20 protein-coding genes and 1 pseudogene are annotated in these 24,631 nt (G+C 44.3%); 6 read left to right on the forward strand and 15 right to left on the reverse strand.

Annotation, left to right across the window (positions count from 1 at the left end):
* Positions 1-67 precede the first annotated feature (67 nt).
* Together QM873_RS01290 and QM873_RS01295 are read left to right on the forward strand one after the other, a co-directional pair.
* Positions 68-1,033 (forward strand): aromatic acid exporter family protein, encoded by a 966-nt coding sequence (locus QM873_RS01290; protein WP_414278663.1) that lies wholly within the window; start codon positions 68-70, stop codon positions 1,031-1,033.
* A 156-nt stretch (positions 1,034-1,189) separates the two neighbouring features.
* Entirely contained in the window at positions 1,190-4,429 is a 3,240-nt protein-coding gene (locus tag QM873_RS01295) for an LPXTG-anchored zinc carboxypeptidase (protein ID WP_287516375.1), read from the forward strand.
* Positions 4,430-4,745: 316 nt separating this feature from the next.
* Here the strand turns inward: QM873_RS01295 and QM873_RS01300 are convergent, their stop codons facing one another.
* The 10 genes and pseudogenes from QM873_RS01300 to QM873_RS01345 all read right to left on the reverse strand — a co-directional run bounded on the left by QM873_RS01300 (position 4,746) and on the right by QM873_RS01345 (position 16,447).
* Positions 4,746-6,413 (reverse strand): alpha-glucosidase, encoded by a 1,668-nt coding sequence (locus tag QM873_RS01300; RefSeq protein ID WP_414278664.1) that lies wholly within the window; start codon positions 6,411-6,413, stop codon positions 4,746-4,748.
* Positions 6,414-6,479: 66 nt separating this feature from the next.
* On the reverse strand, positions 6,480-7,610 hold the full coding sequence (locus QM873_RS01305) for an ABC transporter ATP-binding protein (RefSeq protein WP_129270011.1): 1,131 nt from the start codon (positions 7,608-7,610) through the stop codon (positions 6,480-6,482).
* 123 nt (positions 7,611-7,733) lie between these two features.
* Entirely contained in the window at positions 7,734-8,594 is an 861-nt protein-coding gene (locus QM873_RS01310) for a helix-turn-helix domain-containing protein (RefSeq protein WP_414278665.1), read from the reverse strand.
* Positions 8,594-8,989: a Mini-ribonuclease 3 gene (locus tag QM873_RS01315; RefSeq protein WP_061564386.1), complete on the reverse strand. Its 396-nt coding sequence runs from the start codon at positions 8,987-8,989 to the stop codon at positions 8,594-8,596. The genes QM873_RS01310 and QM873_RS01315 overlap by 1 nt, the downstream gene beginning before the upstream one ends.
* Entirely contained in the window at positions 8,982-10,325 is a 1,344-nt protein-coding gene (gene cysS, locus QM873_RS01320) for a cysteine--tRNA ligase (protein WP_414278666.1), read from the reverse strand. Before cysS ends, QM873_RS01315 begins: the two co-directional genes overlap by 8 nt.
* 17 nt (positions 10,326-10,342) lie before the next feature.
* Positions 10,343-10,864, reverse strand: a complete 522-nt coding sequence (locus tag QM873_RS01325; protein ID WP_414278667.1) for a dihydrofolate reductase family protein — start codon at positions 10,862-10,864, stop codon at positions 10,343-10,345.
* A 148-nt stretch (positions 10,865-11,012) separates the two neighbouring features.
* A pseudogene (locus QM873_RS01330) lies at positions 11,013-11,108 on the reverse strand (YdeI/OmpD-associated family protein); the annotation flags it as partial.
* Between the two features lie 30 nt (positions 11,109-11,138).
* On the reverse strand, positions 11,139-11,756 hold the full coding sequence (cysE, locus tag QM873_RS01335; RefSeq protein WP_048790006.1) for a serine O-acetyltransferase: 618 nt from the start codon (positions 11,754-11,756) through the stop codon (positions 11,139-11,141).
* 24 nt (positions 11,757-11,780) lie between these two features.
* Positions 11,781-13,997, reverse strand: coding sequence for a polyribonucleotide nucleotidyltransferase (pnp, locus tag QM873_RS01340; protein WP_368387768.1), 2,217 nt, complete (start codon positions 13,995-13,997; stop codon positions 11,781-11,783).
* Positions 13,998-14,950: 953 nt separating this feature from the next.
* Entirely contained in the window at positions 14,951-16,447 is a 1,497-nt protein-coding gene (locus QM873_RS01345; RefSeq protein ID WP_368387770.1) for a hypothetical protein, read from the reverse strand.
* A 174-nt stretch (positions 16,448-16,621) separates the two neighbouring features.
* Between QM873_RS01345 and pepF the strand changes: the two genes are divergently transcribed.
* Positions 16,622-18,418: an oligoendopeptidase F gene (pepF, locus tag QM873_RS01350; RefSeq protein WP_368387771.1), complete on the forward strand. Its 1,797-nt coding sequence runs from the start codon at positions 16,622-16,624 to the stop codon at positions 18,416-18,418.
* A gap of 53 nt (positions 18,419-18,471) precedes the next feature.
* Positions 18,472-19,263: a DUF2785 domain-containing protein gene (locus tag QM873_RS01355; protein WP_368387773.1), complete on the forward strand. Its 792-nt coding sequence runs from the start codon at positions 18,472-18,474 to the stop codon at positions 19,261-19,263.
* A 68-nt stretch (positions 19,264-19,331) separates the two neighbouring features.
* Here QM873_RS01355 and trxA read toward each other — a convergent pair whose 3' ends face one another.
* The 4 genes from trxA to QM873_RS01375 form a co-directional block, all read right to left on the reverse strand.
* Positions 19,332-19,646: a thioredoxin gene (gene trxA, locus QM873_RS01360; protein ID WP_006595584.1), complete on the reverse strand. Its 315-nt coding sequence runs from the start codon at positions 19,644-19,646 to the stop codon at positions 19,332-19,334.
* Between the two features lie 12 nt (positions 19,647-19,658).
* Positions 19,659-19,883, reverse strand: a complete 225-nt coding sequence (locus QM873_RS01365; RefSeq protein WP_003010037.1) for a DUF4649 family protein — start codon at positions 19,881-19,883, stop codon at positions 19,659-19,661.
* Between the two features lie 515 nt (positions 19,884-20,398).
* The gene (rpsO, locus tag QM873_RS01370) at positions 20,399-20,668 is read right to left on the reverse strand and encodes a 30S ribosomal protein S15 (protein WP_004193424.1); all 270 of its coding nucleotides are present in this window, start codon (positions 20,666-20,668) and stop codon (positions 20,399-20,401) included.
* Between the two features lie 175 nt (positions 20,669-20,843).
* Positions 20,844-21,572: a pseudouridine synthase gene (locus tag QM873_RS01375; RefSeq protein ID WP_140814328.1), complete on the reverse strand. Its 729-nt coding sequence runs from the start codon at positions 21,570-21,572 to the stop codon at positions 20,844-20,846.
* Between the two features lie 171 nt (positions 21,573-21,743).
* Here QM873_RS01375 and def point away from each other — a divergent pair, with 171 nt between their 5' ends.
* Positions 21,744-22,358 carry a peptide deformylase gene (def, locus tag QM873_RS01380; protein WP_048688441.1) on the forward strand — a complete coding sequence of 205 codons (615 nt, stop codon included), beginning with the start codon at positions 21,744-21,746 and terminating at the stop codon, positions 22,356-22,358.
* Between the two features lie 27 nt (positions 22,359-22,385).
* Here the strand turns inward: def and QM873_RS01385 are convergent, their stop codons facing one another.
* Positions 22,386-23,237 (reverse strand): mechanosensitive ion channel family protein, encoded by an 852-nt coding sequence (locus tag QM873_RS01385; protein WP_140814329.1) that lies wholly within the window; start codon positions 23,235-23,237, stop codon positions 22,386-22,388.
* Positions 23,238-23,386: 149 nt separating this feature from the next.
* On the opposite strand from QM873_RS01385, the gene sstT reads away from it, so the two are divergent.
* Positions 23,387-24,604 carry a serine/threonine transporter SstT gene (sstT, locus tag QM873_RS01390; RefSeq protein WP_048688436.1) on the forward strand — a complete coding sequence of 406 codons (1,218 nt, stop codon included), beginning with the start codon at positions 23,387-23,389 and terminating at the stop codon, positions 24,602-24,604.
* The last annotated feature ends 27 nt before the right edge of the window (positions 24,605-24,631 follow it).

Below are 24,631 nucleotides of genomic sequence, written 5' to 3' on the forward strand. Positions count from 1 at the left end.
ATTTGAAGTAGCCCACTTTGCTTGTGGTATAATAAAACTAGTTTAGAAAAAGGAAAGAATCAGCATTATGCCACTTATTCACCGAACCATCAAGATGGTCCTCGCCACCTGTTTGGCCATCTTGCTTGCAGAGTTTTTAGGTCTGGCCTACGCCACCTCTGCGGGGATTATTGCCATCCTCAGCATTACCGATACCCGTCGCAGTACAGCTAGATTGGCCTACAACCGCTTTATGTCCATGCTTCTAGCCCTGTTCCTTGGAAGCTTAGCCTTTCAGATTCTCGGCTACAATCTCTGGGCTCTTGGTTTTTATCTAGCTACCTATGTCCCACTTACTTTTCTACAAGGCTGGGAAATTGGCATCACACCAAGTTCTGTCCTGGTTACCCATCTCCTGCTAGAAAAATCCACTTCTCTAGCCCTATTAGGAAATGAAGTGGCTATTTTCCTAATTGGAACCAGCTTTGCTCTCCTTGCCAATCTCTATATGCCTTCTCGACAAGAAGAAATTGATCGCTATCACGAGATTGTTGAGGAACAACTCAAGAAGATTCTCTATCGGTTTGCAGAATTTTTAGGAAAAGGAGATGGAAGCAACGATGCCAGCTTGATTCGTGAGCTAGATTCTATCTTAAAAGAGGCTCTCGATTTGGTATATCTAGACCATTCCAACCACCTCTTCCATCAGACCAACTACCATATCCACTATTTTGAAATGCGCAAGCGCCAAAATAATATCCTGCGAGACATGGCCAACAACGTAAACAACTGCCAATTAGCCGCGAGCGAGAGTCTTATTTTGGCTCAACTCTTTGCTAAAACAGCCAGCCAACTCAGTCAGGAAAATCCAGCTCAATTCCTTCTTGATGAAATCAATCGCTATCTAGCAGTCTTTCGTGAACGACCTCTTCCTCGATCACGTCAAGAATTTGAAACCCGAGCGACCCTTCTGCAACTCCTCCGTGATCTTGAAACCTTCATCTCCATTAAGGTGGAATTCTATCAAACCTACCAGAAGGAACTTCAAGCATAAACCCTTCTTTAGAGACTGGGAAGATTTTCCCAGCTCTTTTCTTTGCCATCAATCTGTAACGAATTTCAAGAGAAAAACTTCCATATATATTGAAAGCGCTGTCATAAAGTGTTATGATAGAGGTGCATACATGCAAAGAACAAAGGAGGTCTCTTTATGCATTCTTCTTATAAGAAGCGTTTGTACACAAACGCACTCAGTCTCTCTACCGCTGTCCTTTTAGCCTTCCTCGCACAAGGCCAAGTTGCTGCGGACACTGTTGAGACAGCTAGTCCTGCCGCACCTGTCGAAAACGTCCTCAAGCCACAGGGAACAAACGCTAGCCCGGCAACAAGCACAGAGGCTAACAGTCCGGCTCCTGCAACAGAAGCGACTGCAAGTCCTGCAGAGACTGCTCCAACTAATCCTTCTAGCCCAGTTGAAGCCTCTCCTACCGCTTCAGACACTACTAGCCCTAGTGCTAAGCCAGAAAACACAGGAACAGAGCGAGCAGCAAACGCAGAGCCAGCTATCAGCCTTAGTGACAGTCCTGTTTACATGTCTGAAAAAGGAACGCTGACGGATACCGTTAAGGATCAAGCTCAGGCTGCTGGCAAGATTAGCTGGACTTTGGACGACAAACCACTGGAAGAGTGGAAAACTTGGGACATGGAGACAGGAACTCTGTCCAAAGATCCCTTCATCACAGTTGAAGAGAACAAAAACGGAAACGATTTGGATCTGACCTTTACGGTCAAGGAACTCTTTGGCGAAGATTTAAGCCTTCGGAGCCCTAATAATATCCGTCGGACCTATCGGAACTATATTGGCGAGCATACTTTAGTCGGAACTAGTTCAGATCTTGGGCTGACTATTCGCAAGAATCTAACCTTCCGTCCATATAAAGATTTCCATACCCACGAGGAAATGCTAGCTTCCATTGAGCAGACAAAGGCAGAAGCCAAAACGGACCGTCTAGTTCAGCTTGAAACTCTTGGTAAGAGCGCCCAGGGACGGGATATGAAGATGGGAATTATAAGTAAGGACCAAGCAAGTATTGACCACTACCTCTCATCTACCAATCCAAAAGCCCTCACCAAACCAAGCGAGATGTTGGCAGCTCTGAAGGACAAGACCTTGGATTACAAACTACCTGTCCTGGTTCATAATACGCATGCGGATGAACAACCTGGGATTGACATCATCACCGGTCTCTTCCGTACCTTCGCTACAGAAAATCAAGTCACTTTTAAAACGACAGACGAAGCTGGTAACGTCAAGAATGTGACTCTGGACATCCCAACTCTTTTAAACAAATTTATCTTCTTGTTTGACTTCACGGAAAACCCTGACGGGGACGCTCTCAACCTGCGTGCCTTGGCCAACGGACTAGATCCAAACCGGGATGCTAGTTACCAAACCAACCCAGAAGTGCGCACCGTCATCCAAATGATCAACAAATGGAATCCGATCGCTCTCTATGATATCCATGGATTTGTCAAAGAATTCTTGATCGAGCCTGCAACACCTCCACATGATCCGAACTTTGAATACGACCTCATGTCCAATCTCATGCTGGAAAATGCCCGTCATATGGGGCGCGCAGGGGTTGCCAATTCCAAATACGACAGCTACATCATTCCAAAACTGGATTGGGGAGATGGCTGGGATGATTCCTTCTCTGGTTATACAGGTGTCTATGCCGTTTACCACGGCATCTTGGGCCATACCATCGAAATTCCAGAATCCAACCAAGAATCCTATTATGCTGGTCGTAATGCTGTCCTCGGAGGAATTGACTTCCTCAGCCAAGATCCCGACAAGCTTCTTGAGATGCGCCTCAACTTCTACCTACGTGGTCTCAACAAGATTGAAGATCCAAAAGCAGAGAACGAACTAGTTGGACCAACTGGTGAAGTTGTCGGTCGTGTGAAGAATGGTCGTCCGAAATTCTTCCCTGACTACTATGTTATCCCAATGGGCCTCGACAAGGACAATGACGCCCAAGAAGCCTTCAATATGATTGACTACTTCAAACGCAATGGTGTCCTCGTCAAAGAACTCAAAGAAGATACAGGTACCTACAAAAAAGGAGACCTAGTCATTGACATGGCTCAAGCTAAACGGGGCTATGCCAACCATATCCTCTATAAAGGGTCTAACGAATCCGCCTGGGCAGCCATGTATGCGGAACTTCTCGTTAACTTCCCTGATATGAAAGGCTTCAAGGCAGAACCTGTGTTCAAAGACGGTCTCTTTGCTGGAAAACTTGGAGAAGTCACCACCACTCGCGCGACTAGAACCTCTGAGATCGATCCTAAAGCGCCTTACTACGTCATTGCCAATACCTCAGCCAGTGCCGTTCAAGCAGTAAACAAGGCGATTTCCCAAGGTAAATCTGTCTACCTAACAGATGATGGCTACATCGTTGACCGCGATACTTTTGCATCGCTCCTACCAAACTATGCCATCTACGGCGAAGCCCTCTACAAGGTTCCAAACGGTCCAACCTTGAAACCATTGAAGATCTATTCTCCAAACTATCACTACGATTGGACCGGCGTAGATGCGCCTGCTCATACTAGTTTGGTCCTTGAAAAATTAGGTTTCCAAATCGTCGATACTCCTGACGAAGCAGATGTCATTGTGCTTGAAAATAATCGCTTTGATGCCTCCATCTTCGGCAAGAAACCAACTCTCGTCATCGGCGGGGAAGCCATGCAGAAACTGGAAAAATTGGGAGTTCTTTCAGGTTTTGACGCTGAAAAACTTAAAGGTGGCAGTGACTACGAGGGCTTGATGAAAGCCATCATCGATGACCAAGACCCACTGACCAGTGGCTACAAGAAGAACGCTCTCTTCTACTCCAACTCAGGAAACTGGATTGAAAAGGTTCCAAGCAACTTTAAGACCTTGATGAGTATCGCTTCAAGTGACTACTACATTGCAGGCTGGTGGCCAAAAAATGAAGTCCTAGCCAATAAGGTCATGGCCATCTCTGGAGAACTTCTTGGCCAACCACTCTTTGTCTATGCCGGAAATCCAACCAATCGCCAACACCCAGTCCACTTCTTCCGCTGGGTAACCAACGCGATCTTCGGCAGCAAGTTGGCAAGCTTGATGGATTACGTACCAGCCAAAGAACCAGATCGGGTGGTAGTCCCAATCTACAATCAAGCAGAGCAGAAAAAAGTAGAGCAGTCTCAGACTACTTTACCAGCTTCTCCTAAAGTTGAAAAAGAATCTGGTGTCGTTCATCCACTTAGCTACCAAGTAGGACAAAGCTTCCAAGAAAATCCAGACAAGGCGCAATTGCCACAAACTGGAGATCACTCAACCGGACACTTTGTTCTTTCAAGCTTCTTGCTAGCCGTTAGCGGAGGCTTCCTCCTCTTGAAAAAGAAAGAGGTTGAGTAAGATTTTAGACTAGCTATGAATCTCAAGTTCATCTTTTCATAGAAAATCAGTTTTTCATATGAAATAATCTAAGAAATGAGACAAAAGTTATAAAACTCGCTCTAGTATTTAGCAGTATTCAGTCTTATACTGAAATTTTCCGCCGTGAGAAAAGTGCTTGAAACTGTTATGTTTCAAGCACTCGGGAGTTTTGAAACCTTAGGTTCAAAACTAAGTCATGGAACTTCGAAGAAGTTCGCTGACGTCCGTACTCACCTAAGGAAAGTTTCGAAAGATATATCTTCAAAAGAACCTTCGCGTCTGCGAAGGTTCTATTCTATTCCACCAATTCCAACACAACAGTTTGGTAAGGGGCCAATTCTAGCACATGGTCTCCTTCTTGGAATAATCCTACAGTATTATTTAAAATGACCGTTTTAATCGGAGCTGGCAGCTCCAAGGTGGCCTGGCGATTTTGGAAATTGCTGATCACCAAGAGACGCTTGTCCCCACGGCGTTCAAAGGCGATGATGTTCTCACGGTCTCGATAAGCTGGGATCATATCTCCAAACCGGATGGTATTTCCATAGAGGGGATGGCGATACAAGGCCGTCAACTGGCGGTAATAATTCAAGATGGAATTTGGATCCTTTTCCTGGTCTTCCACATTGATGGCAACATTTGGTTTGGGACTGATCAACCAGGCTGGCCCATCACTAAATCCCAAACCTGGCTCCGCTGACCACTGCATCGGTGTCCGCGCATTGTCTCGGCTATAGTTGGCAATCACTGCTAAGGCTTCTTCCTCACTCAAACCAGCTTCTTTAGCCACATGGTAGCCATTGATGGTCGCGATATCATCAAAGTCCTCCACTGATTCAAAGACTTGGTTCTCCATTCCAATTTCTTGACCTTGATAGATAAACGGAATTCCCTTGCGCAAAACCTGAATGGTTCCCAGGGCTTTTTTACTGGTATCGTTTACTGGACCTTCTGCAATATAGTGGGACACCCCACGAGGCTCGTCGTGATTCTCGATAATGGTCGAGAGCACCCCAATGCTATCCGCGCGCTCATGCGCTTGAAAAATACTTTCCTTGAGTTCATCTGCTGTTGGAAGACTATGGTCAAACCAGCCTTTTCCTTCCTGCCCCAAGCAGGTTTGCTTGAAGTCAAAGATGGAAGAGAAGACGCCATCTTTTCCGATGAAGAAATGTAGTTCTTCATCGGTTTCATTGAAAACTTCCCCTACCGTGAAGGCATTGTACTTGGCAAAAGTACGCTCTTTTAATTCTTGCAAGAAAGGTTCAATCGGTTGGGCATTGACCAGCGATTCCGGCACTGGGACCAGGCCATTGTCACGATCGGACGGAAGCGAACGCCATTCTAAATCCTTTTTGATATTGATAATAGCGTCAATCCGGAATCCCGCGATTCCCTTGTCCAACCACCAGTTGATCATCTTATAAATTTCTTCGCGCAAGACAGGATTTTTCCAATTGAGGTCTGGCTGATCCTTGTGGAAAGAATGGAGATAGTATTTGTTGGTGCCAGGAACCGGTTCCCAGACACTGCCTCCAAAGTAACTTTCCCAGTTGTTGGGTTCCTTGTCGCTTTCGATGAAGTAAAAGTAGTCTGCATAAGGGCCATCTGGATCCGCTAGAGCCTTTTGGAACCATTCGTGATGACTGGAGCAATGGTTGACCACCAAGTCCATAATGATGGAAATGCCTCGCTTCTTTCCTTCCGCGATCAGCTCTTCCATATCTTCCATGGTCCCAAAGAGAGGATCAATGGCATAATAGTCAGAAATATCATAACCCTGGTCAATAAACGGACTCTTGTAAACAGGAGATAGCCAGAGAATATCAATCCCTAAGTCTTGAAGGTAATCGAGTTTCTCTGTGATGCCTTTCAAGTCTCCAACACCATCTCCATTGCTATCCTTAAAGCTTTTTGGGTAGATCTGATAAGCGACCTTCCCCTTCCACCAGTCTTTTTCCATGTTTTGTCTCCTTAAAATGAAAGAGACCGAGACACATTGTCTCAGTCTCTATAGTGTCAGTACTGATTAGTATACTGTCTTTTCAGTTTCTTTGTCGAAGAAGTGAGCTTTGTTCAAGTCAAATCCAAGTTCGATGGTTTCACCAGTTCCAAGATAGTCACGCGCATCCACTTTCGCGATGAATTCGTTGTCACCAACTTGGCAGTACAAGTGTGATTCAGAACCAAGCAACTCAGATACAGAGATGGTTGCTTTCACCACTGATTCTGGGAAAGTTTCAAGGAAAGCAGCTTCTGTATTCACGTCTTCTGGACGGATACCAAAGATCAACTCTTTGCCTTCATAGCCTTTTTCACGAAGAACTTTCAAAGCACCTTCTGGAACTTTCAAATTCAATCCGTTAGTAACGATGTGTCCACCTTCCAACTTGACGTTAATGAAGTTCATGGCAGGGCTTCCGATGAATCCAGCTACGAATTTGTTAACAGGGTTCTTGTACACTTCTTGCGGAGAACCAATTTGTTCCACACGTCCAATTGTACCAGTACCAGCTGGGTTTTTAGTCGCAGACATGATAACGATACGGTCAGCAAGAGTCATCGCTTCTGTTTGGTCGTGAGTTACGTAGATAGTTGTAGCTCCGATACGGCGGTGGATTTTCGCGATTTCAGCACGCATGGATACACGAAGTTTCGCATCCAAGTTTGACAAAGGTTCGTCCATCAAGAACACTTTTGCATCACGGACAATGGCACGACCCATAGCCACACGTTGACGTTGACCACCAGAAAGGTCAGCTGGTTTACGATCCAAGAATTCTTTCAAGCCAAGGATTTCAGCTGCTTCTTGTACACGTTTGTCGATATCTTCCTTGCTGTATTTACGCAATTTCAAACCAAAGGCCATGTTATCGTACACAGTCATGTGTGGGTAAAGAGCGTAGTTTTGGAATACCATGGCGATGTCACGGTCTTTAGGTGCCACGTTATTTACAACAGTACCATCGATGGAACATTCACCTTCTGTGATATCTTCAAGACCAGCGATCATACGAAGAGTTGTTGATTTACCACATCCTGAAGGACCTACGAAAACGATAAACTCTTTGTCTTTGATGTCCAAGTTGAAATCTTCAACTGAATAGTGTTCACTGTTTGGATATTTTTTGTAAATATTTTTAAGATTTAATTCTACCATGATGGTACTCCTTTGATTTTTATAATTCTATTGTAAATGAAAACGCTTTACAAAACTATGGCAAGTCTCACAAAAAAGAAAAAGAGTTTTGTGCAAGTTGCACAAAACTCTCAATTCATTCCGTTAAATCACATCCTGTAGAACCAAATGGTAACAAAGGGCTAGATCAGTCAGATTTTTTAACTGGAGACCCGTTAGCTCTTCCCACTTATCAATCTTGTATTGGAGTGAATTGCGATGGAGATAGAGTTGCTGGGCCGCCTTGGTCACAACTGCCCCATTGTCCCAGAGGGCAACAATGATATCCTGCAACTGGTCTTGACTCCCAATCAACTGATGCAAGCGTTCTTTGATAGGATGGAGATCCAAATCTGCCTGCTCGATTCCCCATAGGTAGAGTTGAGAAAAGCGGTAAACACCTTGATGGCCTTCTCGGATCCAGGCTCGAAAGGCTGCCCGTTCTGCTCGGATGACAGGAGATACTTTCCCAGCTTTTGACTCGGTCCATACCTGCCCGACCATGATGGATAAACGAATGTTAAAATCATACTCCATGGCAGAGACGGTATCTTTTAAGATATCAGCCACAGCCAGCGACTGCTCTTGATCTAGAATGAGTACATAGTCCTGTCCACTCAGTTGCAAGACTGCCCGAAAGTTGGGCAAAAGCGTCTGCATCATCTCTAACCAGGAAGCCGTTCCTTCCGCTGTCGAGTGCGAGAGGTGGCAATAGACAAGTTGCATTTTTTGGATAACTTGAGGGGCTTCTCCCTTTCCATCGATCAGGTATTGGTACCAAGGATTGGGAACAAGATCTTCCTCACTAGCCAACCAGGCAATCAATTGTTTCTCTCTCTCGGTCAGCTCTTCTTCCTTCAGTAGCAACCATTGCTGGGCCTGCAGGGGAATGGCTACATAACCAACTGGTGGATTGGGGTGATCCGTCACCTCTGCCTGAGGGAACCACTCTCTGATATTTTTCACTATTTTGTTCCTTCTTCCACTTTTTGGATACACCAAGCTACCAATTCCTCTAAGCGACTGATTTCATCTGTCAGATGCAGGTAACCCATGACCGCTTCAAAACCCGTCGACATGCGATAGGTCACGACATCTGCATTTTTGGCCTTGGTATGGCTATTGGTATTGCGACCGCGCTTATAGATCTCGACTTCTTTCTCTGTCAAAAGCTCTTCTTCCAACATCATCGCAATCAGACTAGCCTGAGCCTTGGCAGAGACGTAGCGGGTAGCTGCCTGATGAAGTTTATTGGGCTTGGTCATCCCTTGCAAAATCAGGTGCTTGCGAATATACATAGAATAGACCGCATCTCCCTCAAAGGCCAGGGCAATTCCATTGATTAGATTGACATCAATCACGTGTCCACCTTACACCTTCTTTTGTATCCAAGAGCTTGATTCCTTGCGCAGCCAATTCATCGCGAATGGCATCTGCTCGCGCAAAATCTTTCTTAGCCCGCGCTTCCTGGCGTTCAGCGATCAAGGCTTCAATATCTGCATCCAAGACTTCTTCGACAAAGACCACTCCAAAGACTTCTAACATCTTGGTCAAGGCATCCTTGACGTCTTGATTGTAGTGACCTGAATTGATCCATTTAGCCAAATCAAAGACGACAGTAATTCCGTTCGCTGCATTGATATCTTCATCCATCGCCGCGATAAACTTGTCCACAAAGCCTTGCAAGTCTGCTGGATCCACTTCTCCTGTGAACGGTTGCTCATAGGTATTTTTCAAATACTTGAGGTTGGTCTCCGCATCGCGTACCGCTTTTTCTGTGAAGTTAATGGGCTTGCGGTAATGCTGGGTCGCAAAGAAGAAGCGAAGGACTTGGCCGTCAATGGTCTTCAATGCATCATGCACAGTAATGAAGTTACCTAAGGACTTGGACATCTTGACATTGTCGATATTGACAAAGCCATTGTGCATCCAGTAGTTGGCAAAGGTCTTGCCCGTTTTAGCTTCAGACTGAGCAATTTCGTTGGTATGATGCGGAAACTCAAGGTCGGCTCCACCACCGTGGATATCAATAGTATCGCCTAAAATCCCCGTTGACATGACCGAACACTCGATGTGCCAACCCGGACGACCAGGTCCCCAAGGGCTATCCCAAGAAATCTCTCCTGGTTTAGCAGCCTTCCAAAGGGCAAAGTCGACTGGATTTTCCTTGCGGGCCGTCTCTTCATCTGTCCGACCAGAAGCACCTAGCTCCAAGTCTTCTAGAGTTTTGTTGGCTAACTTAGCATAGTTGTGGGATTTTTCCACACGGAAATAAACATCCCCTTGGCTCTCGTAGGCATAGCCTTTTTCAATCAAATCAGCGACAAAGCGAATGATGTCGTCCATAAACTCGACCACACGAGGGTGGCGGGTTGCAGACTTGACCCCGAGAGCCGTCACATCCTCACGAAAGGCTGCAATATACTTGTCTGCCACTTCCTGAGGAGTAATGCCTTCTTCTTTGGCGCGGTTGATAATCTTATCATCCACATCTGTAAAGTTGGAAATGTAGTTAACCTCGTAGCCACGATACTCAAAATAGCGACGAATCGTGTCAAAGGCTACCGTTGAACGGGCATTCCCTACGTGGATATAGTTGTAAACTGTTGGTCCACAAACATACATGCGGACCTTTCCTTCTTCGATTGGGACAAATTCTCGCAAATCACGAGACATGGTGTCATAAATTTTAATCATGCGGTCCACTCCCTTCTCTATTTCTGATTTTTTCGGCTGAAAACCAGCTCTGCAAAAGGGCCAAATTGTCTGAGACTATCCAGTTGGTAAAAGCGTTGCCCTTCCTCTTGGGTAAAGAGCGGGACCCCCTTTCCTAGGATAAGGTGCGCTATCTGAATAATGAGGTGGTCGAAAAGATCCGCATCCAAGAGCGGTCCTACCAAGGAATTACCACCTATCACAAAGACATTTTTGCCTTTGTCAATCTGGCGAACAAAGTCCACCACATCCCCAGCTACTGGCTGGTAATTGCTGACAGGCAGGTGCCTATCATGCGTAAAGACATAGTTTTCCGTAGCTTGATAAAAACTTTCTACATCTTGCAAATCTTGGATTTCCTCAAAGGTCCGCTTACCCATGATGGTGATATCCATTTGCCTGTAAAAGTCATCATAGCCTGTATCCTCTACAGAACCAAGCTGATGCAGCCAGTCTATCCTGTGCTGGCTGTCTGCCAAGTAGCCATCCATGGTGATACAGCCGTAAAAATAAACTGCCATTCTTGTAGTTACCTTTCTATTTCCTTTGCTATTCAAAGCGATAGTAAAAAAAATCATGGCATCAGCTGTCTGCTCTTCATGGCGGGTATCCCAGGTTCGGTTATGATGATCTACATAGTCAGCTGTGTAGAAGAACTGATAGACTTTACTCTTGCGAAATTGACTCCAAGCCTTCTTTCAGTTCAAGGACTACCTGGTTCAAAATAGCATCTGGTAAATCTGACAGGTCGGTTCCTCCTGTCATATTTCACTTCGATAACTTTTCCAACCTTTTCTAAAGACTTGATGAATGGTGACTAGCTTCCTTGGCGTGCTCCATCTTATTCACGTAGTATTCGCGTTTTTCCTCTTCTTGGTGAATGATTGGCTCATCCTTCTTACCGTGAACACGAACAATCTTGGCAGGAACACCGACAACGGTCACATCACTCGGTACATCGGAGACAACGACCGCCCCCGCTCCTACTTTGGCCTTGGCTCCAATCTCAATCGGGCCGATGACCTGAGCATGAGCGGAGACCAAAGCTCCCTCACGAACCGTTGGATGACGCTTCCCTGTATCCTTTCCAGTTCCACCGAGCGTCACCCCGTGGTAGAGCATGACACCTTTTTCAACAATAGCTGTTTCCCCAATAACGAGGCCTGCTCCATGGTCGATAAAGACACCAGAAGCAATGGTCGCTCCTGGATGGATTTCGATCTGGGTCCAAAAGCGCCAGAACTGACTGTGCATCCGAGCTAGAAGCTTAAAGCCATGATTCCACAAAAAGTGAGAAACACGGTGAGCAGCTAACGCTTTAACGCCTGGATAGGTCAAGAGGACCTCCAGCGAGGTACGTGCTGCTGGGTCATTTTCTTTTACAATATCAATGGTTTCACGCCACCATCCCATACCGTGCTCCTTTCTTTTAAATGCTTATTCTTTCGTTGCTTCGCCTGCATCTTTGGCAAAATCTTTTCTAGGTTTGTAGTGACGAGGACGGTCGCCATGACGATGACCCTTCTCACCTTTTTCTTCTGAATGTTCTGTTTTTGGCGGACGTGGCAAGAGTGCTTTCATAGAAGCATCGACACGACCTTTTTCATCGATTTTGATAATCTTGACATCCACTTCATCACCGATGGCTACCAAGTCTTCGACACGGTTGGTACGAGTCCAAGCCATTTCAGAGATGTGAACGAGGGCATCCGTCTTGTCAAAGAGGTTGACAAAGGCACCGAATTTCTCGATACGCACAACTTTAGCATGGTAGACTTCGTCCACTTTCGCTTCACGAACCAAACCAGCAATGATTTCTTTAGCACGGTTAATAGCCGCTTGGTCGCTCGAGTAGATAGACACATTTCCTTCTTCATCAATATCAATCTTAACACCTGTTTCAGCGATGATTTTATCGATGGTTTCTCCACCCTTACCGATGACAATCTTAATCTTGTCCACATCAATCTTGATGGTATCAATTTTCGGAGCAGTTGGAGCCAATTCTGGACGAACTTCTGGAATCGTTGCTTCAATCACGTCAAGGATTTCAAAACGAGCTTTCTTGGCTTGGGCAAGAGCTTCCGTCAAGATTTCCGCAGTAATCCCTTGGATCTTGATATCCATTTGAAGGGCTGTAATCCCGTCACGCGTACCTGCAACCTTAAAGTCCATGTCTCCAAAGTGGTCTTCCAAACCTTGGATATCTGTCAATACGGTGTAGTTGTTTCCATCTGAAATGAGACCCATAGCAATACCTGCTACTGGCGCCTTAATTGGCACACCACCAGCCATGAGGGCAAGAGTTCCCGCACAGATAGATGCTTGAGATGAAGAACCATTTGATTCCAATACTTCTGCTACCAAACGGATGGCATATGGGAATTCTTCCAAGCTTGGCAAGACTTGAGCAAGGGCACGCTCACCGAGAGCACCGTGACCAATTTCACGACGACCAGGTGCACCGTAACGTCCAGTTTCCCCTACAGAATATTGTGGGAAGTTGTAGTGGTGCATGAAGCGTTTCTTGTACTCTGGATCCAAACCATCGATGATTTGCGTTTCACCCATTGGTGCTAAGGTCAAGACAGAAAGGGCTTGCGTTTGTCCACGCGTAAAGAGACCTGAACCGTGAACGCGAGGAAGGTAGTCAACAACCGCATCCAAGGGACGGATTTCATCGACCTTACGACCATCTGGACGAACCTTGTCTTCTGTAATCAAACGGCGCACTTCTGCGTGTTCCATTTGTTCCAAGATTTCAGCCACGTCCCGCATGATACGGTCAAATTCTTCGTGGTCTGCATATTTTTCTTCGTAAACTGCTGTGACTTGGTCTTTGACTGCTTGAGTTGCAGCTTCACGCGCCAATTTTTCTTCAACTTGAACAGCTTTTTGAAGGTCGCTGTTGTAGGCTGCAATGATTTCAGCTTGCAATTCAGCATCCACATGAAGCAATTCAACTTCTGCTTTTTCCTTCCCAACTGCCGCAACGATTTCTTCTTGGAAGGTAATCAATTCTTTGACAGCTTCGTGTCCTTTAAGAAGGGCTTCCAACATGATTTCTTCTGACAATTCTTTGGCACCAGACTCTACCATGTTGATAGCGTGCTTAGTACCAGCTACTGTCAATTCAAGAAGCGATTGCTCTGCTTGCTCTTGAGTAGGGTTGATGATGATTTGGCCATCAACATAACCTACTTGTACCCCAGCGATTGGTCCGTCAAATGGAATATCTGAGATAGAAAGTGCCAAGGATGAACCAAACATCGCTGCCATTGGGGCAGATGCATTTTCATCGTAAGAAAGGACTGTGTTGATGACTTGCACTTCATTACGGAAACCTTCCGCAAACATTGGACGGATTGGACGGTCAATCAAACGTGCTGTCAAGGTCGCATCTGTTGAAGGACGTCCTTCACGTTTCATAAAGCCACCAGGAAACTTCCCAGCCGCATACATTTTTTCTTCGTAGTTTACTTGAAGTGGGAAGAAATCCCCAGTTGCCATCTTCTTAGACATAACGGCAGCAGTCAAGACAGTTGACTCACCGTAACGTACCACAACAGAGCCATTTGCTTGCTTAGCAACCTGACCAGTCTCTACGATCAACTCACGACCCGCAAAAGTCGTTTGAAACACTTGTTTTGTCATTTTAATCCCCTTTGGATTGATAAAATTATACGACTTGCCTACAAAAATCAGGATACAAAGGGCGTGAAGAATCCCGTATGAAAATAGGAGATTGACGCAGTGTGCCACGCACACTAGGAAATCTATCTTTTTCACTAGGGATTTAGCCCGTGTTCAACTATCAAGATACTAAGGCCACAAAAAGCAAAGTAAAAATAGGAAACTGACGAAGTCTTCGATGAAGACAAGACAGTTTATCTTTTTTACACAGCTTTTCGGCCGGATTCAATTAATCAAGATATTTAGGACGGTTCGGCTTGCCGAACATTTCTGTAGAAAAATAGAAAGGTGACGTCGCACTCGATGAGTGCTAGGAAGCTTATCTTTTTTCCTAAGAAATGAGGCCAAAATTCAATTACCCAAGATACTAAGCCGTTAAGCAACTCAAAGGAAAATAGGAAATCGAACGACGGAGCGAACGCTCCTAGGTAGATTTATCTTTTTCCACAGAGTTGTAGGCGTGTTCAATTACTCAAGATATTTTGGACGATTCGGCTTGCCGAACATTTCTGTAGAAAAATAGGAAGGTGACGCCGCACTCGATGAGTGCTAGGAAACTTATCTTTTTTCCTAAGAAATGAGGCCAAAATTCAGTTCATCAGGATACAAAGGGCGTGAAGAATCCCGTATGAAAATAGGAGATTGACGCAGTGTGCCACGCACACCAGGAAATCTATCTTTTTCACTAGGGATTTAGCCCGTGTTCAACTATTAAGATACTAAGGCCACCCAACTCAACGAGATCGGGATTTCAACAGCCCATCTGTATGTTATATCCTCATCTTTGTATCCAAGCACGTATAACCTTTATTTTACCATATTCAAGCCCAAAAGAAAAAGGCTTTAAAAGCCTTTTTCGAGGAATATTTGATTTCCACGTATTTTAAAATTCTAGAGCTAGATATAGCTACCGTCTATTTTCCATTCCACACATTTTCTTTACTAACGACATAGAATCGCGTTTTATGTTCTCCACCTGAATAATCTTTCTTGCTCCGCTTCAACACATAGCGCTCAAAAGGTTGAGAAGAGGTCTTAACTCTAGTTGTTACTGTAACTGTATCATTCTCAACGACCCACTCATCTGCTGAAGGAATAACAACCTCTGGGCCAGCACCTCCACGTCCACCTGGAACGAATTCAAAAAACTTCTTATCTTTCGAAGAGTATATCCAGCCTTGTTTTCTTTCTTTCGCAAGTTGAATTAATTGATCTGTAGTCATAGATTGAATGGATTCTGATGTTTCTTGAGCTTCCAATTTTTTAATGACATCTGCAAGTTGATAGGTGCCTGGAGTATAAGTATTGAAATAATCTAAGAACATGCCTTCTGTATAAGAATAGATACCGCTATGATCATTTGATAAATCTAATATAAAGGTTGGTTTGACCAATCTAGAATACATTAAAGAATAGCCATTCTCTACTACCGAGTGGATATCCTCTTGATCTTCCGCACTCAATCCTTTAACAGTAGATGCATTTCCCCCTTCCACTCTCGTCGTAAATTCAAGCGCGATCCAGCCTTGGCCAGATTGGAGCTTGCCCCAGGTATAACCGTCAGCTGACACCGTCTCAGTTATCGTGTAAATACCTTGCGGGATCATTCCAACTTCTTCCCCCTTGATCGATGCTTCTTTACGAATTCGAAGATCTGGAACTGCTACACGGACTTGGAAACTACTTGTTTGCTGTTCTGAGTTATTTGCTTGGTTCTTCGCCTTCTTTCCGGTTTCTAGTTCTTTCCATTCAAATTTTGCTTGATCCAATTCTTTTGCTGTAATCCCTAAGGCTTTTTCTGGCTTCTGACCGTCCCCATTTTTAATTTGGATCTTATTGACAGTCTCCAACTTTCCTTTTTGGAACTTGTAATGGATTAAATCTACTTCTGGTTGAAGAGACGAAAAGCTAGCATAGATGACCGAGCCATCCTCAAAAATTTGAAAACTTGAACGAGAGCCACCAGAGGAAGCTACAAAAGCTGTATGGAGTAATTCTGGTTGCTGTCCTTTCAGATAGTAGATTGCTGAGACTGTTTGGCCAGTCCCAATCAAGAGTTCATCCCGCCCATCCTTATCCAAATCTGTATAAAAATAGGAAAGATTTGGTTTACTACCCAAAGTTTGAAGATACATGGCATAGACATACTCATCCGATTGAGGATCTATTTCTTTTAGTTTGGTCTCTAGACCTGCACTATCACCTTCTTCGATAGCCCTAGAGTAGGCCTGGTAACGTTCAAGCACTGTTTGATAGTACTCATGCCCAGACGATGCTTTCTTGGAACTTTTTCCATCTGTTACTTCACTCTGAGCTGTAGAGGGTTGCGTCCGAGGACGTCGCTTAGGTCCACATGCCACCAAGGTTAGCATGGTCATCACTGCCAAGCTAACTTTATAAATTTTTTTCATTGTATACTCCCTAAAACTTTCTCCACTTTATTATACCAAAAGAAGGTAAAAAAGCTAGAAAATCCTTGGTTTCTTATTGGATCCAGCTAGCTTTGATAAGTTCTCCTTTCGCCTATCATTCTCCCCTATTTTCTGCTATACTGAGTATAGTTATTTGATCAAAAGGAGAACACTATGGAATTAAAAAAACGTTCTGAATTTCCTGAGAACGAACTCTGGGACCTCACAGCCCTCTACCAAGACCAGGAAGATTTCTTGCGTGCCATCGAAAAGACGCGTGAAGAAATCAATGAATTTGTCCGCAACTACAAGGGCAAGCTCCACACTTTTGAAGACTTTGAAGCTGCCTTTGCCATCTTTGAACAAATTCAGATCCAACTCAGCCACATTGGTAACTACAGCTTTATGCCCCAAACGACGGACTTTGGCGATGAAGCTTTTGCAGAGATTGCTCAAGCGGGGATGGATTTCGAAACTTGGGCAAGCGTCGAACTTTCCTTCTTTGACGATGCTTTGGTCGAAGCAGATGAAGAAGTCCTCGAACGCCTCGGGCAACTCCCTCACCTCACTTATGCCATTCGTCAGGCTAAAATTAAAAAAGCCCACTACTTAGGAGCTGACGTAGAAAAGACCTTGACCAACCTGGGTGAAGTCTTCTACGGACCACAAGACATCTATACTAAGATGCGGGCGGGTGACTTTGAAATGGCTGATTTTGAAGTGGATGGAAAAGTTTACAAAAATAGCTTTGTTACCTATGAAAACTTCTACCAAAACCATGAGAATGCGGAAGTCCGTGAAAAAGCCTTTCGTTCTTTCTCAGAAGGTCTCCGCAAGCACCAAAACACGGCTGCTGCTACCTATCTAGCCCAAGTCAAGTCTGAAAAACTGATTGCAGATATGCGAGGCTACGACTCTGTCTTTGACTATCTCCTAGCTGAGCAGGAAGTGGATCGTTCTATGTTTGACCGTCAGATTGACCTGATTATGAAGGACTTCGCTCCAGTCGCTCAAAAATTCCTCAAACACGTGGCCAAGGTCAACGGCCTTGAGAAAATGACCTTTGCTGATTGGAAGTTGGACTTGGACAGTGCGCTCAACCCAGATGTTACCATTGATGATGCCTATGACTTGGTCATGAAATCTGTGGCACCTCTTGGAGAAGAATACTCCCGCGAAATCGCCCGCTACCAAACCGAACGCTGGGTCGACTTTGCGGCCAATGAAGGCAAGGATTCCGGTGGTTATGCCGCTGACCCATACCGTGTCCACCCTTATGTCCTCATGAGCTGGACAGGACGCATGAGCGATGTCTACACCCTGATCCACGAGATCGGACACTCTGGTCAATTCATCTTCTCAGACAACAACCAAAGCTACTTCAACGCCCACATGTCGACCTACTATGTGGAAGCTCCTTCTACCTTTAACGAGCTCCTCCTCAGCGACTATTTGGAACACCAGTTTGACGACCCTCGTCAAAAACGCTTTGCCTTGGCTCACCGTTTGACAGACACCTACTTCCACAACTTCATCACCCACTTGTTGGAAGCAGCCTTCCAACGCAAGGTCTACACCTTGATCGAAGAAGGTGGCACCTTCGGTGCTAGCAAGCTCAATAGCATCATGAAGGAAGTCTTGACCGAATTCTGGGGAGACGCCGTTGAAATCGATGACGATGCAGCGTTGACCTGGATGCGCCAAAGCCACTACTACATGGGGCTATACAGCTACACCTACTCAGCTGGCTTGGTTATCTCAACAGCGGGATACTTGCATTTGAAGAACTCCGAAAACGGAGCAAAAGATTGGCTAGACCTCCTCAAATCAGGTGGCAGCAAGACCCCACTTGAGTCAGCCATGATTATCGGAGCAGATATCTCGACTGACAAACCACTCCGCGACACCATCCAATTCCTTTCAGACACAGTGGATCAAATTATTGCTTACAGTGCAGAATTGGGAGAATAAACTCCTCTACAGCCAACTCTAAAATAAGCTAGTAGAAATTCAGAGGTGTAGGGATGTATCAAGAATTACAAAGTAAAGTGAAAGAAGAAAAACCAAGCTATAACCGAGAAGAAATCCAGTGGTTGCTGGAACATTTAGGAGATCCCTCACCAGAAATTCGCGATGATCTCGTTTTTACAAGCTTGGCTAGAGGGATTCAAGAAGAACTCTTTACACAGGAACAGTTTCATTTCATTTCTGAGACGATTATATCCGATGAAGGAGTAGAAAAAGAGATTGACAAGATTGGACTATCGACACTTGATCGTTCTTTTAGAGCACTGATTTATGCCAATCTCTTGTCTGCAGATGCCAACCAACAATCGATTTTTTATCAAAGATTAAAAGCTGATATAAGATATATTTTACTGGATCAAGGCTTACACTATCTTTTAAAAGAAAAGGATACAACAGGTTTTTCCAGCCAGTATGGTTGGGTTCACGCTTTTGCGCATGGAGCTGATCTTTTAACAGAAGTAGTTTGTCATCCAGACCTTCCTAATAACAAAGTTCATGAAGGATTGAACATACTTGGCCAAGTCTTTAAAAGAATTTCAATTCGTTTTACCGATGATGAGGATTGGCGTTTAGCTAGAGTGCTCTATGAACCTATTTTGCAAGGGAAAATCGAGCAAGAACAAGTAGCTTCTTGGATAAAAACGCTTGACTTTCCAATAGAGGAGAGGGGAGATTTTTATAAATTTTCCAACCTTAGATCCTGTCTGTTAGAAGTCTATATTCAACTTGATCAGAGAGACTTTTTACAAGATGAGTTGAAAGAGGCCATTCAATCTTTTCAATACTAACTATTGCACTCTTGCAATTTATCATATAAAAAAGCACTCCCATTTTATTAATGGGAGTGCTTATGCTTTTAACTCAACTCAGCCACAATGGCCTTGATTTGTTCTGCTGTGTGAACACCAGCAACTTGTTTAACCACTTGTCCATCTTTTTTGAAAAGAAGAGTAGGGATAGACATAATGCCGAAAGCACGCGCTGTATTTGGATTTTCATCAACGTCCATTTTAACGATTTTCAAGACATCTTCTGAAAGTTCTTCAGATAATTTATCCAAGATTGGACCTTGCATACGACATGGACCACACCAGGTCGCCCAGAAGTCTACCAAGACCAATCCTTCTTTTGTTTCTGCTTCAAATGTAGCATCTGTAATTGCTTTTGCCATTGTTTTTCTCCTTTAGTTTTTGTATTGATCGAGGTCTTGCTTCATCAAATAGAAGAAGACATCTCCGTAAGTTCCATGGTAATCGAGTTCGTGCCCATTATAGGTCAATTTTTGTACGGGATAGTAATCCGCTACACCAATCAAGCAGGTCTGTTGGGAGCGTTCAAATTCTTCATAGGAATCAAAATGCATGACTCTTTCTTGTTTTGCACCATCTAGATATGTAATATCAATCATATCGATAACCTCTATTTCTTAAGATGTGTCTATTGTAACTCTGTTAATTACATCTGTCAAACAAAACGACTTACTCAGAATAATGAATCTTGTCCGAAAAAAGATAACAAAAAAGCCCTCTGAATTCAGAGGGCTCCATTCTTGCTGTATAAAACGTTTCTAGACAAGGCGACGAACCGAAGATTGTACTAGATTTCTTCTGAAAACAAAAAATCTCCCCGAAGGGAGATAAATCTGGTCTATTTTACCTTACGATGCTAGGAACCGTAGCCGAAGATTATACTATAATTCTAGTGAAAAAGAAAAGCTACTCTACAAATAGAGTAACTTAACTTTTTTGTATTCAATTGAACACGGCCTAAGCACTTGGCAAAAAATAACAGCCCTCTGAATTCAGAGAGCTGTTTTGAGCTCGGGCTAAAATCCTAGTGAAAAAGATGAAACTCCTTGTGTTCATCGAACACTGTGTCGTTTCCCTATTTTCATACGGATTTTTGGCGCCCTTAGCATCATGATTAACGACGAAGTCCAAGAGAGTTGATCAACTCACGGTAACGGTTAACGTCGTTCTTACGAAGGTAAGCCAACAAGTTACGACGGCGACCGATTTTCTTCATCAAACCACGGTAAGTAGCGTGGTCTTTTTTGTGTTGTTTGATGTGGTCGTTCAAGTGGTTGATTTCCCAAGTAAGGACAGCAACTTGTACTTCTACTGAACCAGTGTCACCTTCGTGACGTGCGTATTGTGCAATAATTTCATTTTTTTTCTCTTTTGAGATTGCCATGATAAGCTCCTTTTCTTTATGCTCTATCCGAGTGGCAGGTTTGGCATAGCCTGCTACCAAGAAAGAGTTAGTTGTCTATTCGACCTATTCATTCTACCAAGATTTCATCTTTCTGTCAAACACTTCTGCTTTTTCCAACAGAGTTCTTCAAACCCAAGACTACAATGACTTCTCATTATATGTTGACCCGAAAGTCAGTTAAGAGCTTTATTTCTTCTGCTGTCAATCTACGCCACTCCCCCAATTCGAGACTAGGATCCAAGCTCAAGGGCCCCATGGAAATCCGCTCGAGATCGGTGACTTCTTTGCCACAAGCTGCGACCATGCGCTTGACCTGATGGAATTTTCCTTCAGCGATGCGGATCTGAACCAAGCAACTATTAGCTTCTTGATCGACCTCCAATATTTCCAACTCCGCTGGCAGGGTGGTGAAATCCTTCAATTCTATTCCTTCTTTGAAGCGGTCGATATCTTCCTGGGTCATGATTCCAGCTACTTGAGCACGGTAGACCTTGTCCACATGCTTCTTAGGCGATAGCATGGCATGAGCCAGCTTACCATTATTGGTCAAGAGGAGTAAACCATGGGTATCAATATCCAATCGTCCAACTGGAAAGACTTCCTTGTGTCTGGCCGTGTCATCTAGCAAATCTAAGACTGTTTGATGGCGGTCATCTTCCGTTGCTGAAATGACCCCTTTGGGTTTATTGAGCAGATAGTAAACAAACTCTTCATGGAATAAACTTTCTCCCAGATAGGTCACTTGATCCTTATCTGGATCAATATGAACCTTGGCAGAGGTTTCCACCTTTCCATTGACCTGAATCTTTTTTTGCTTGAGGACTTGCTTGACTTCTGTTCGGCTTCCCACTCCACAGTCCACTAAATATTTATCTAGACGCATGCTTGTCTCCTTCATTCTTCTTATCATTATACCATGAACCGGACTAGGATTCTTTCCTTTTCTAATTTACGGTCCGTCTGGTCCATTAGCACCCATCAATCAATTGGCAAACTTTCATTCTAAAAGGATTTATGATATGATGGTTTCTAGAAAAAAGGAGTGAATGAGAACATGTCTGCAATCGAAACCATTACAAAAGCTGCCCATCTAATTGATATGAATGATATTATCCGCGAAGGCCACCCAACTTTACGTGCTATCGCTGAAGAGGTCACTTTCCCACTGTCAGATCAAGACATCATCCTAGGGGAAAAAATGATGCAGTTCTTGCACCATTCGCAGGATCCTGTCATGGCGGAAAAATTGGGTCTCCGAGGTGGAGTTGGACTCGCTGCCCCTCAGTTGGACATTTCTAAGCGCATCATTGCCGTTCTCGTCCCAAATCCAGAGGACGAAGAAGGAAATCCTCCAAAAGAAGCCTACTCCATCCAAGAAGTCATGTACAATCCTAAAATTGTCTCCCACTCAGTCCAAGATGCGGCTCTAGGAGATGGGGAAGGGTGTCTCTCTGTAGACCGCAACGTTCCTGGTTATGTGGTTCGTCACGCACGTGTAACGGTAGACTACTATGACAAAACCGGAGAAAAGCACCGTATCAAACTCAAAGGCTACAATTCCATTGTGGTCCAACACGAAATCGATCACATCAATGGCGTTATGTTCTACGATCGGATCAATCCGAAAGATCCTTTCGCTGTCAAAGATGGCATGCTTATTTTAGAATAAGAAAAAAGACCAATAGGTCTTTTTTTGTTAGGGTGTGACAGAGAAAGTGGTTGGAATCTCGATGCCATTTTGTAAGAGGGCATCATGATAGAGTTTGTAATAAAGATGGTAAATGGCCACTTGGCTTCCCGACTGGACCATCATGGCGACGCGGAAGGAATAACGGCCTGTCCCCTTTTCGATTTGAGGGCCTAAAATCGTCGGACCATCTAAGATTTCTGGATGCTTTTGGGCTTGTTCATCGTTGACTTGCTGGAAGATTTGATAAATCTTGTCTAGGTCAGTTTGAGCTGAAATTGGCATATCGATGAGGACGCGCTGGTTCCCCCGAGAGAGATTGCTGACAACCATAATATTGCGATTGGGTACATAATGCAAGGTCCCATCTGCGTCTCGCACCTGAGTCGTCCGAATGCCCACACTAGAGACGGTTCCAGCGATGGTAATCGGACCATTGGTCAAACGAACGGTATCTCCGACGTCTATCTGACGTTCCAGAAGAATAAAGAACCCATTGACCAAGTCTGATAGGAAGCCCTGTGCTCCTAACCCAATGGCAACTCCGGCAATTCCTGCACCTGCTAAGAGACTGGAGACTGGTAAGCCCAAGATAGAAAGAATCCAGTAGATCAGGATAAAATAGAGGCAGTAATTCAACAGACTCTCTACCAGCCTTAAAATAGTATTCTTACGCGCTTCGTCTTGGCCTACATAATTCAGAGAAGGCTTCAAGATGCGTTTCACCAAACTATGGATTAGTTTTTTTGCAAGAAAAAATAAAACAAATAAAACAGCTAACGAAATCAATTTTGAAACCAATTCATCCATGATCTTGGTCCAATCAAACTGACTGACATAGCGGGAAAAAATATTCTTCATACCTTCTATCAATCTCCTTCTCTTTTTCTAATGGTTTGATTATATCAGATTTTAACCTTTAGAACCACTAACCTCCTCTTATGCTCACCTTGATTTTAAGACTTATCTATCGTATAATGGACGGTAAACTTTCAATAAAGGAGGTCCTTATGGTCAAACGACTCATTCAAACTTGGAACAAAACCAACCTGATGAAGCGGATTGCAATCGGAATCTTCGTTGGAGCCCTTTTAGCTCTGCTACTTCCTAAAGCATCTGCAATTGGTCTATTAGGGGAAATCTTTGTAGGAGGTTTGCGGGCTATTGCTCCTCTTCTAGTCTTCGCCCTTGTCGCTAACGCCCTCTCCCAGCACCAAAAGGGAACCCAAACCAATATGAAATCAGTCATTGTCCTCTACCTCCTGGGAACTTTTGCGGCAGCCTTGGTAGCGGTCCTGGTGAACTATCTCTTTCCTATTACCATTTCTTTAACAGGAACTAGTGCTGAAGGAACTTCTCCCGATGGACTAGGGGAAGTCATCAGCAACCTTCTCTTAAAAATCGTGGACAACCCGCTCAATGCCCTTATTCAGGCCAATTATATCGGGATTCTATCCTGGGCCGTCGTCTTTGGTGTTGCTATGAGAGAAGCGAGTGAGCACAGCAAGGACCTCCTTCAAACCCTGGCAGATATCACTTCCAAGATTGTCGAATGGATCATTAACCTTGCGCCATTTGGGATTCTTGGCTTGGTCTATACAACGATTGCAGGACAAGGATTTGATGGACTTAAGAGCTATGGCCTCCTCTTACTTCTCTTGGTTGGCACCATGTTCTTCGTCGCTCTAGTCATCAACCCGATTTTTGTCTACATCATGATTCGCAAAAATCCTTATCCGCTCGTCTTCAAATGTCTACGAGTCAGTGGACTGACTGCCTTCTTTACTAGAAGCTCTGCTGCTAACATCCCTGTCAATATGAAGCTCTGTAAGGAACTAGGTCTCAACCCTGATACTTACTCGGTCTCTATCCCTCTGGGATCTACTATTAATATGGCCGGAGCTGCCGTTACCATTAATACCTTGACCCTAGCTGCTGTCAACACCTTAGGCATTCAAGTCGATTTTGGGACTGCCCTGGTCCTCAGTATCGTTGCAGCTGTTTCAGCCTGTGGGGCTTCTGGAGTAGCTGGTGGTTCCCTCCTCTTGATTCCTGTCGCCTGCAGCCTCTTTGGTATCGACAATGATATCGCTATGCAAGTGGTTAGTGTAGGCTTCATTATCGGCGTTATCCAAGATTCTTGTGAAACAGCCCTCAACTCATCAACAGACGTCCTCTTTACAGCCATTTCTGAAATGAAAGATTGGCCCAAAGAAAAACGCTATTAAGACAGAAAGACCAGATCACACGATTTG

Source organism: Streptococcus australis (assembly GCF_047463015.1).
Taxonomy (GTDB): domain Bacteria; phylum Bacillota; class Bacilli; order Lactobacillales; family Streptococcaceae; genus Streptococcus; species Streptococcus australis_F.